This is a genomic window from Streptomyces sp. SID3343, from assembly GCF_009865215.1.
Classification (GTDB): Bacteria; Actinomycetota; Actinomycetes; order Streptomycetales; family Streptomycetaceae; genus Embleya.
The window spans coordinates 1-11055 of the sequence record NZ_WWJX01001482.1; the positions used below are offsets into that span (position 1 = coordinate 1).

Genomic DNA, 11055 nt, shown 5'->3' on the forward strand with positions numbered 1-11055 from the left:
GGACCCGAAGTCGCGAGCGGAGTGCCGCTTTTGTGGAGCGAAGCGGAACAAAAGTGGTGCTTCGCGAGCCGGCTTCCAAACAAAAACTGCCGACGGCCCGGCGCGTGACGGGCCGTCAGACAGGTTCGACGTCGGCGCCGCGGCGCGGGCCGGTGCCGGGAGGGTCGGCGTCCCACCAGGGGATCGCCGCCCGTTCGACGCGGTCGTCCGGACGCACGGTGTCGTCCTGACCAACGTCGACGAGGGGTCGGGGGTAACGCCCGTTCCCTCTGCGGCGTCGCATCGGCCCCCGTACGGGCGTGTTGCGGGGCCCGGCAGGGGCCGAAAGTGGGTCCGATCGGCCGTCCCAGGGCGCCCTGGCGCGTTCGCCATCACCCACTCGGCTGCCCGGGTCTCCCCATTCACGGCCTTGTCCGGCTAATGTGCGTGTCTCGCCAAGGCTTCGTCGGGGGCGCCATCCCCGCGCGTGGTCCGGCGGATTGCATCGAGCCCCGGCCAACGCTCGTCGCGGTGTCTGATTTGTCCGGGAGAACCCCGGACTGACACTGTCGGGAGTGCGGGTCGACGCAGTAATCTGGTACCCGAAGCCCCGAGGCGCCCCTCCACAGCAAAGACGCCCGATTCCCATGGCTGCTTTCGAGTTCAGTGACCTTCCGGACGGCACACCGTTGCTCCGTCCCGACTCTCCTCATCATCGCGATCCGGCATTCCAGCATCCCGTAGTCGTCGGCTTCGACGGCTCCGAGTCCAGTGAACGCGCGCTCGCGTACGCGTGCGGCATGGCCCGCAGGCTCGGTGGCGGGCTCGTCATCGTGCACGTGGCCAATCGCATCCCGGCCACCGTGTGGGCCGGCTGCGAGCCGCCGGTGTTCATCGACGTGCCGGACAGCCGTTCCGAGGCTCTGGGCCTCGAACTGGCCTGTGCCGACCACCTCAGTGACGTGCCGTGGATCCTGGTCGAGCGTGGTGGTGACATCTGCCACGAGATCGAGGACGTCGCGCGCGAATTCACCGCCGACGCGATCGTGGTCGGCGGGTCGACCGGATTCGCGAGTCGGATCTTCGGGTCCGTCGCGTGCCGGCTGGTCAAGCACGCCAAGCGACCGGTCGTCGTGATTCCGTGACTCGGGCCCGGCTGGGCCGGGCGCTCGCACTCGCGAGCCGAGCCACCCGACGCGGCGCCGCTCGTGTCGTCACGACCGCGCGAGGCCCGGCGGACCACTTTCGGTGACTCCGCGTGAGTCCGTAGTGGGTTCGCGGTGAGCCTGCGGTCGATTTCCGACGATCGTTCTTCGGCGATCCTCGAAGATCGTTCGATGTGCGATCGAACCTCGAACGCTTCTGCATTACGTTGGCCGCGGACATGGGTCACGAGGATCGCGAGGCACGAGGTTGGCGGATTACCGGATCGAGGACCTCGCCCGCGAGGGGGGCACGACCGTACGCAACGTGCGGGCGTACCAGGATCGCGGCCTTTTGCCGCGCCCGCGGCGACAGGGGCGGGTGTCGCTGTACGACGACGGGCACCTGGGCCGGCTCCGGCTGATCGGACAACTCCTCGAACGCGGGTACAGCCTCGTCAGCATCAAGGAACTCCTGGACGCCTGGGACGGGGGCCGCAGCCTCGGCGGTGTGCTGGGCCTGGTCGTGGAACCGACCGGCCCGTGGAGCGACGAGACGCCGGGGCGGATGACCCGGGCCGAGCTGATCGCCATGTTCGGCGGCCTTTCGGATCCGGTCGCGCTCGCGGGGGCGATTCGGCTCGGGCTGCTCGAACCCGAGGACGACTCGCTGATGGTCTTTCGGGTGCCCAGTCCGCGCGAACTCGCGGTCGGTGCGGAACTGCACGCGGCCGGGGTGCCCGTCGCGGCGGTGACCGAGCAACTACGCATGCTGCGCTCGGCGATGGAGCACGTGGCCGAGGGGTTCGGTCGGTTGATGGAGGCGCATCTGCTGCCGGCCGGCGGCGACGCGGACGAGACCGCCGACATGGTCCGCCGGATGCGTCCGCTCGCGTTGCGCGCGGTGGAGAGCGAACTCGCGCGCGCCATGCGCCGGGTGGCGTCGCGTCGGCTGGGGGAGGAACTGGGCAAGGTGCTGCGCGAGGAGCCCACCGAGACTCCCGGGAGCACGGAGCCTGCCGCCGAGGAGCCGGCCGTCGAGAAGGAAGGCGCGCTCGATCGACACCCGTTCATGTCCGACGCGTGGATCGCGGCCGTGTCACGGCTCAGTCGGCTGATCACGCCCGACCCCGAGAAGCGCACGACGCATCCCGCGATCGTGGGCATCGTGGTCAGTGACGTGCCCGGCCGCGACGACCCGGCCGAGCTGCACCTCGACGTCTTCCAGGGGCGCGTCCTGCTGCGGCCCGGATTGTTGCCGGGGCCCGACATGGTCGTGCACATGGACTACGAGACCGCGCGTCGGGTGATCCTGCTCAACGACCGGCACGCGCCGCGCGAGGCGCTCGCCACCGGGCGGATGACGGCCCGCGGGGACCTGTTCGGCCTGACCGTGTTCCGCGAGGCGATCGCGAGCCTGTCGAACTGGGACCTGGGCGCGGTACTGCGAGAGCTGACGGCGGGCGAGGGCGCATCCGCCACCGAACTCCCGGCAGCCACCGAACTCCCGGCCGAAACCGAACCGAACACCGGGCCGAGCGCGGTACCGAAGAGCTGACCGAGCGCCGCACCGAACCCCGACCGACCACCACCCCCACCGACCACCACCCCCACCGACCACCACCCCGACGGACCACCGACACCCCGACCGGCCCGTCGGGCCGACCTCCGGGCCCGTCCCCCAGGCCCGACCTTCGGCCTCGACCGTCAGGCCCGTATCCGCGGCATCAGCGACGCCACATAGTCGGTGAACAACGTCGCCATGTCCACGCGGTCGGGGTCGAGCAGCCATTGCAGCTGAAGGCCGTCCATCATCGCGAAGACCTGCGCGGCCACCGCGTGCGCGTCCACGTCGGCGCGCAATTCGCCGGAGGCCACGCCTGCTTCGAGCGACCTGGTCAACGCGGTGCGCAGGATCGCGTAGCGGTCCTTGGCCCACCCGTGCGCCGGGTGGTCGTTGGTCACCGCTTCGCCGGTGAGCACGGTGAACAACTGCACGAGCCCCGGGATGTTGCGGTTGTGCTCGGCCAGTTCGGTGAGCTTGGCCAAAGCGGCCTCGCCGCCCGGGGGCAACACGCCCACGCCCAGGTGTTCCGCGTCCATCCGGTCGCGCAGGTCGAGCACGGCCACGAGCAACTCCTGCTTGCTGCGGAAGTGGTGCAGCAGGCCGGCCTGGGTGAGTTCGGCGCGTTCGGCGATGCGCGCGAGCGAGGTGCCGCGATAGCCGTTCTCGGCGAACTCCTGGAGTGCGATGTTGAGGATGCGCGTACGACGCGCGTCGCCCGAGGCGTAGCCGCGACCGCGCGGCCTCGCGCGGGACGTGCGGGAGCTCGGCGGAGGAGCGTGGATGTCGTCGTGGTCCTCGTGCTGCGCGTCCATGGGTTCATCCTGCCGTGTCCCCGGATGATCTTGGCCGGATGTGGGTAACGTGCGGATAACAAAGCTACCGACCTACAGGTTTTGGAGTTACCGTACGAACGGATCCCGCCGTCGATACCACCGGCGGGTCGACGAGGGATGAGGACGGAAGGCAGACGATGGCGTCGCACACCACACCCACCGGCAACGAGCCCACCGACGAGGAGCTGCGCGCTCTGGTCGCGGAGCTGACCCTCGACGAGAAGCTCTCCCTCGTCGTGGGAGAGGACTTCTGGTCCCTCCCCGCACTGCCGAGGATCGGCCTGCGCAAGCTGCGGGTCTCCGACGGCCCGGTCGGCGTCCGCGGCGTCACGTGGGACGAACGCGACACGTCGCTGCTGTTCCCGAGCCCGACCGCGCTCGCCGCCGCGTGGGACCCCGAGGTCACCCGCAAGGCCGGCGCCATCATGGGCGCGCAGACTCGCGACAAGGACATCCACGTCCTGCTCGCGCCCACGGTGAACCTGCACCGCAGCCCGCTCGGCGGCCGGCACTTCGAGTGCTACTCCGAGGACCCGCTGCTCACCGCGAAGATCGCGACCGCGTTCATCGAGGGCGTCCAGTCCGCCGGCGTGGGCGCCACGATCAAGCACTTCGTGGGCAACGAGACCGAGGACGACCGCATGTCCTACGACTCGCGGATCGACGAGCGCTCGCTGCGCGAGGTCTACCTCGTACCGTTCGAGGAGGCCGTCCGCAGCGGTCGCGTCTGGCTGGTGATGAGCGCGTACAACCAGGTCAACGGCCAGACCATGACCGAGAACCAGCGCCTGGTGCACGGCGTCCTCAAGGACGAGTGGGACTTCGACGGCGTGGTGATCTCCGACTGGATGGCCGTGCGTTCCACCGAGGCCGCGGCCGACGGCGGCGGCACCGACATCGCGATGCCCGGCCCGACCAAGGTGTGGGGCGAGCCGCTGCTCGCGGCCGTGCGCGAGGGTCGGGTGCCCGAGTCCCGGATCGACGAGCGAGTCGAGCGCATCCTGCGCCTCGCCGCGCGGGTCGGGGTGCTGGGCGACCGTAAGCCGTCCACGGCCACCACTCCGGGCGACGCGGTCGCCACGCTGCGCGCGATCTCCGCGCAGGCGATGGTGCTGCTGGGCAACGACGGCACACTCCCGCTCGACCCGTCCGCGCTCTCGCGCGTCGCGCTGATCGGCGCCAACGCGCTGCGCCTGTCCGCGCAGGGCGGCGGCAGCGCGCACGTCAACCCGTCGCATGTCACCTCGATCCCCGAGGGCCTGCGCGCCGCGCTCGGCGGCAACGTCGAACTCACGCTCACCGAGGGCGCGTTCACCCACCGCGCGCTCGCCGACCTCGCACCGGACACGGCCGTGGACCCGGTCGACGGCGAGCCCGGCCTGCGTGCCGAGTTCCTCGACGCCGACGGCAACGTGCTCAAGTCCGAGCACCGCCTGGGCTCCAGCCTGATGTTCTGGCCGGACAACATCCCCGAGGGCTCCACGGTGATCCGGCTGCGGGTGCGCATCACGCCGACCGTCACCGGGACCAACATCATGGACGTACGCGGCGCCGGCCGCTTCGAGCTGACCATCGACGGCGTGCGCAGCGTCGTCGACTCGACCCCGCCCGAGGGCACCGACGTGATCGAGCTGATCATGCGGCCCGAGGCCAAGCGGATCGAGATCGAGGCGACCGCCGGCACGCCGGTGGACGTCTCGCTCGACTTCAGCCAGGGCAGCCGGTTCTTCATGGCCGCGCTCGGCCTCGGTTGGTCGAACCCGCGCCGCTCGGACGACGACGAACTGGACGCCGCGGTCGAGGCCGCGCGGGCGGCCGACGTCGCCGTGGTCGTGGTCGGTACCACCGACGACATCGAGTCGGAGGGCTTCGACCGCAAGGATCTCGCGCTCCCGGGCCGCTCCGACGAGCTGGTCCGCCGGGTCGCGGCGGCCAACCCGAAGACCGTCGTGGTCGTCAACGCCGGCTCGCCGGTGCTGATGCCGTGGCGCGACGAGGTCGCCGCCGTGGTGTGGGCGTGGCTGCCCGGCCAGGAGGGCGGCGCCGCGCTCGCCGACGTGCTCACCGGCACGGTCGAGCCCGGTGGCCGGCTGCCCACGACCTACCCGGCTGCCGAGGCCGACGTACCGGTGTACTCCACCGCGCGCGTGGACAACCGGCACGACTACTCGGTGCAGTCCAGCAACATCGGCTACCGCGCGTGGGCGCTGGGCGACGCCGCGCCGGCGTACCCGTTCGGGCACGGCCTCGGCTACACGTCGTGGGAGTACACGGACGTCGCGGTCAAGGGCGACGCGACGGGTCTGACGGTCGAGGTCACGGTGGCCAACACCGGCGACCGCGCGGGCCGCGAGGTCGTCCAGGTGTACCTGGAGACCGCCGACGGCACGCTGATGGGCCGTCAGGAGCCCATCCGCCTCGTCGGATTCGCCAAGCTCGACGCCGAGGCCGGCAGCACGAGCACGGTCACGGTCGAAATCGACGCCCGCACGCTCGCCCGCTGGGACGAGCAGGGCGCGGCGTGGACCACGGTCGCGGGCACGTACACGCTGCGCGTGGGCCGCTCGCTGGGCGACCTGCGGCTGAGCGCCGACGTCGCGCTGTAGGGCGCCCCTCCCATCGCCCACCGGATCGCGAAACACCCCGGTGGGTTCGTCCGGGCCGTGAGGCTGTCACTTCGCGGCCCGGAGTCGCTCGATCGCGTCCGCGACGAGAAACACCCGCCGCGACGACCCTGTCGCGGGTACGGCGCCACCGGCCCGAGCCCGAGGCCCGTCGCCGCACAAACCGGCCGCACCGAACGGGGAGTCACGGCCCCGCCCGGTGCGGCCGTCGGCGTCGACCGGGACCGGCGCCGACCGGGACCGACTTGGAGCAGGACCGGCTCCGAGAGAAGGACCGGCTCCCCGAGGACCGGACGCAGGGTTCGACCCGGGGGCGGTGCCGGCCTCGGATGGGTCAGCCGACGTGTCCCGTGGCGGCGCGTGTCGTTGCCCCGCGTATGAAGTCCTTTTGTGGGTTGCGGCGCATCGCCGTCAGCGGGTGGGTTCTGGCGGCCGCTCTCGTTTCCGTCGTGCCGGCATCGGCCGATGCCGTCGTGTCGTCGCCGGATACCGCGGCGCGGCACACGTTCGGGCCGACCGAGATCCTCGACCCTCCGCTCCCGGTCGAGTCGTTCCCGGCGCAGGTCAAGGAGGCGTGCCAGATCTGGAAGGGGTTGCGGTGGCCGGCCGCCGACCGGCCCCGCGACTACCCGGTGGCCGGCACCGATCTCGTGATCCGCGGCAGCAACGTCTACGGCAACCGCAGCGGTGATCTGCCGACGGCGGGCAAGTACCGCGAGTACGACGTCAATCCGCGCCTGCCGGGCCGACACCGCGACGCGGAACGCATCGTCCGCGACAACGGCACCCACACCGTTTGGTACACCGGCGACCACTACGCCAACTTCCGCGAGATCTCCTCGGGCTGCTCCTGAGCCACGATCGCCCCGTCCGCCCGGCGCACACCCGAGCCCACGGCCGAACCCGTTCCACAGGCCCGGCCCACCCGCCCGCTCCACTCTCACCGCCCCGCCGATCCCACGTTCTCGTCACGCCGGCCCGATCGACCCTCGGCAGGCCGTCGGAAGCGCCTTCGACAGCGTCCACCGGCGGTCGCCGCAGCGGTCGGCCGACCGGTCCGATCGCGCGGGTGTGGGCGTTCACGTTGTGTGGGTTGCCGGGCGCGGCGTAGCGTGCGGTGAGCTGAGTGTCACGTACGTGTTTTCGGGAGGGTTTCGATCATGAGTTCCGGCGAGTCCGAGCAGCCGACGCGGCAGCAGTTGGACGACGAGAAGGCCGCGTTGTACGCCATGGACATCAGTGGTGTCACGTGGGTCGGCTACGGCGAGGACACCACCGGTGAAGGGGTCGTGGAGACCGCCGAGCTTCCGGGCGGGGGGATGGCGATGCGCAACTCGATCCACCCCGAGGGGCCGATCCTGCGCTTCACCGAAGGGGAATGGACCGCGTTCGTGCTCGGGGTCCGCGACGGCGAGTTCGACCTCGACCGGCTCGCCGAGCCGCTGCCGGAGAAGAAGTAGCGCCCGGAAGGAAACAAACGCCGAGGAAGGCGTGGTTCGACGCGCTCCCTGACGGACCGTCAGGTCTGCCCGGAGCGCGCAATCATCCTTTTCGCCCGTTTGGCAAAGTATGTACGGGTTACCTCTCGATGGATGTTCCATCAACGGAGGGAGACCCGTGTCCACTGCCACCTCCGGGGTGGAGATCGTCGCGGTCGGCTTGGCGGCGCACGGACCGGACGGCACGATCTTCTCCGGCGTCGACCTGACCGCCCCCGCCGCCGGCCTCACCGTCGTCGCCGGGCCCGGCGGAGCCGGTCGTACCTCGCTCCTGCTCGCGCTCGGCGGTCGGTTTCGCACCAGCGCCGGCAGCGTGACCGTCGACGGCAGCGGCCGACCCGCGATCGCGCGGCAACGAACCGCCGTCGCCCGGGCCCGCCCGGGGCTCGACCTGGAAGAGCACCTGACCGTGGCCGAGACGGTGGCCGAGCGGCGGGCCATCGGCGCCGGCCGCCCCACCGCCTTCGCGCTGGAGCGGATGTACGACCTCGTGCGCATCGAGCCGCCGGCGCACCTCCTCGTCGAGCACCTGTCCGCCGTCGAGCACCTGCTGTTCTCGATCGCGCTCGCCGCCGCGACCCACCCCGGCGCGATCCTCGTCGACGACGTGGACACCGCGATCGCCGGCGCCGACCTCTCGCGCGCGTGGCGGGCGCTGCGCGACATCGCCGACTACGGCATCACCGTCGTGGCCACCGCGACCGCCCCACCGCCACGCGGCGCGGAGCGCGTCGTGGACCTGCCCGGGCACCACCTGCACGCGAGACCCCACCTGTACCCGAGAGGCGGTATCGCCTGATGGGTGTCCTGCGCCTGGCCTGGTTCGAACTCCGGCGCTTTCGAGGCCCGTTGCCCCGGCTCGTGCCCGTCATGCTGATGCTCGTGCCGACCCTGTACGGCGCCCTGTACCTGTGGTCCAACTGGGACCCCTACGGCCGCCTCGGCGAGGTGCCCGTGGCGTTCGTCAACGAGGATCGGCCCGTCGACGTCCAAGGGCAGCACATCGACGCCGGTGCGCAACTGACCGCGACGATCCGGCAGGACAAGAACTTCAAGTGGAAGGTCGTCGACGCCGAGAAGGCGAAGTCGGGCCTGGCGGACGGCGACTACCACTTCGTCGTCACCGTGCCCGCGGACTTCAGCGCGATGCTCGCGACCACCGCGTCGCCACAACCCCGGCGCGCGACGCTGCGGATGACGCTCGACGACGCCAACGGCTTCATCATCGGCAAGATGGCCGAGATCGCCAAGACCCAACTCCAGCAGCAGATCTCGGCCACCGCGCAAAGCACCCTCGTGCAGCAGGCGTACGGCCGAACGGCCGCGCTGAAGGAAGAGTTGACCCGTTCGGCCGACGGCGCGCGGCAACTGGCCGGACAGGCGGGCACGGCTCCCGCGGAGCAGCTCGCGGCGGGCGCGCGGCAACTGGCCGGGGGGCTGACGCAGCTCAACGAGTCGGTCCCGCCGCCGCCACCGGAGCGACAGGACGCGCAGGCGGACGCGCAGGTACTCGGGGCGCCGGTGGCGATCGAGGTGAGCAACGTGCACCCGGCCGACCTGTACGGGCGCGGGCTCGCGCCGTTCTTCTTCGGGATCGCGCTGTGGGTGTTCGGCCTGGTGGGCTACCTGCTGCTGCGGCCGTACAACCCACGAGCGCTCGCGGGGCGGGCCGGCGCGTTCAAGGTCGCGCTCGCCGGCTGGCTGCCGGCGGCGGCGCTGGGCGTCCTGGGCGCGTTCGTGCTGTACGCGGTGGTCCAACTCGGGCTGAGCCTGGACGCGGACGATCCGGGGCTGAGTCTGCTGCTGATCGCGCTCGCGGCCGTGACGTTCGTTGCCATCGCGCAGTTTCTGCGGGCCGCGCTCGGTGCGGTCGGCGACGTGTTGATCCTGGTCCTGCTGATGCTCCAGCTCACGTCGTGCGGTGGGCTGTACCCGGTCACCACGACGCCGGCGCCGTTCCAGGCGCTGCATCCGGTGATGCCGATGACGTATCTGGTGAACGGGCTGCGCGTCACCCTCACGGGCGGTGAGGGCTCGCGTCTGGGGATCGCGTTCGCGGTACTCGGCGGCTTCCTGGTGGTCGCGCTGATCGCGACCACGTTCGTCGTGCGGCACCGGCGGATGTGGACCATGTCGACGCTCAAGCCGTCCGTGGAGCTGTGACGACCCGGTGACGACGAGCCGACGACGCCTGCCGATGGGTCAATGCGCTCCCCCGTACGGTTGTACCGGGGGAGCGTAACCACGTCCGCTCCGTGCACGTCGCCCACAATCAGGGGGTACCGCAGGTTTGCCACCTGTGGTGGAGGAGGGAGAATCAGCGGCGATGAACGAGCAGGAGATACAGAAGCTGAGGGTCGAGGCCGAGACCCGGGTGCGGGAGCTCGGGCCCGAGCACCCCGGTTCGCTCGACGCGCGCGCCGCGTGGGCCCGGGTGGTCGGCGACGAGGGCCGGCCCGGCGAGGCGGCCCGGATGTTCGGCGAGCTCGCGCAGGACTACACGCGCGTGCTGGGTCCGCAGCATCCCGACACGCTCCTGGCCCGGCACAACCACGCCTATTGCCTCGGACTGTCCGGCAACGCGGTCACCGCCGAGTCGCTCGCGCGCGACGTGGCGGCCGACTGTGTCCTGGTCCTGGGTCAGGACCATCCGGACACGCTCAACGTGCGTGCGGGGTGGGCCCGTTGGATCGGTGAGGCCGGCGACGCGGCGGGCGCGGCCCGGATGCTTCGGCCGATCGTGGAGGAGGCGACGGACTCGCTCGGGCCGGTGCACCCCGACACGCTGACGATTCGTCATCAGCACGCCCACTGGGTGGGCCGCTCCGGAGAGACGATCCAGGCGTCGCGTTTGATGACCGCGATCGCCGACGAGCGCGGCGAGGTGCACGAGCCCGACGACCCGATGGCCCTGACGGCCCGTCACGACCGTGCGATGTGGGCGGGCGAGGCCGGCGACGTGTCGCTGGCCCGGGACGGCCTGTGGCAGCTCGTGGAGGACGCCACGCGCATTCTGGGTTCGAACCACCACGACACTTTGGTGATTCGACACAACCACGCGCACTGGACGGGCGAGGCCGGCGACCCGGCGGGCGCTCGCGCGTTGCTGACGCAGCTCGTGGGCGACTGCGTGCGGGTGCTCGGCGAGAACCATCCGGACAGCGAGAACGCCCGCCGCGGCCTCGCGTGGTGGACCTACGGTCCGAAGGCGAACGACCCCGCGCCGGTGTTCGCGACCGCGGTCGGCAACAGCTCGGTCGAGGCGGGCCGCAAGGCCAAGGACCCGAAGCCGGCCAAGCCTGCGAAGCCGGCCAAGGCCGCCAAGGCACCGAAGCCGCCGCGCGAGTCCAAGCGGAAGGCCCGGACCGAGCCGGCCCCGGAAGCGGCGGCGGCCTCGGCCGCCCCCGCGGC

8 protein-coding genes and 1 pseudogene are annotated in these 11055 nt (G+C 71.4%); 8 read left to right on the forward strand and 1 reads right to left on the reverse strand.

Annotated elements, in window-relative coordinates:
- Positions 1-698: 698 nt before the first annotated feature.
- Positions 699-1124 (forward strand): annotated as a pseudogene (locus tag GT354_RS47205) (universal stress protein); the annotation flags it as partial.
- Positions 1125-1392: 268 nt separating this feature from the next.
- The gene (locus tag GT354_RS47210) at positions 1393-2679 is read left to right on the forward strand and encodes a MerR family transcriptional regulator (RefSeq protein WP_237536159.1); all 1287 of its coding nucleotides are present in this window, start codon (positions 1393-1395) and stop codon (positions 2677-2679) included.
- Between the two features lie 149 nt (positions 2680-2828).
- On the opposite strand, the gene GT354_RS47215 is transcribed toward GT354_RS47210, so the two are convergent.
- The gene (locus tag GT354_RS47215; RefSeq protein WP_161363922.1) at positions 2829-3500 is read right to left on the reverse strand and encodes a TetR/AcrR family transcriptional regulator; all 672 of its coding nucleotides are present in this window, start codon (positions 3498-3500) and stop codon (positions 2829-2831) included.
- A 158-nt stretch (positions 3501-3658) separates the two neighbouring features.
- On the opposite strand from GT354_RS47215, the gene GT354_RS47220 reads away from it, so the two are divergent.
- From GT354_RS47220 to GT354_RS47245, 6 genes are all read left to right on the forward strand, one after another.
- Complete coding sequence (locus tag GT354_RS47220; RefSeq protein WP_161363924.1) at positions 3659-6127, forward strand: glycoside hydrolase family 3 protein; 2469 nt, start codon at positions 3659-3661, stop codon at positions 6125-6127.
- 491 nt (positions 6128-6618) lie between these two features.
- Entirely contained in the window at positions 6619-6999 is a 381-nt protein-coding gene (locus GT354_RS47225; protein WP_346012501.1) for a ribonuclease domain-containing protein, read from the forward strand.
- 306 nt (positions 7000-7305) lie between these two features.
- Complete coding sequence (locus tag GT354_RS47230) at positions 7306-7605, forward strand: DUF397 domain-containing protein (protein ID WP_161363926.1); 300 nt, start codon at positions 7306-7308, stop codon at positions 7603-7605.
- Positions 7606-7762: 157 nt separating this feature from the next.
- A complete protein-coding gene (locus tag GT354_RS47235; RefSeq protein ID WP_161363928.1) occupies positions 7763-8443 on the forward strand; it encodes an ATP-binding cassette domain-containing protein in 681 nt (226 codons plus the stop codon).
- Entirely contained in the window at positions 8443-9807 is a 1365-nt protein-coding gene (locus GT354_RS47240; RefSeq protein WP_161363930.1) for a YhgE/Pip family protein, read from the forward strand. The genes GT354_RS47235 and GT354_RS47240 overlap by 1 nt, the downstream gene beginning before the upstream one ends.
- Positions 9808-9970: 163 nt before the next feature.
- Positions 9971-11055 (forward strand): tetratricopeptide repeat protein (locus tag GT354_RS47245; RefSeq protein ID WP_161363932.1); only part of this gene is annotated, 1085 nt, incomplete at its 3' end.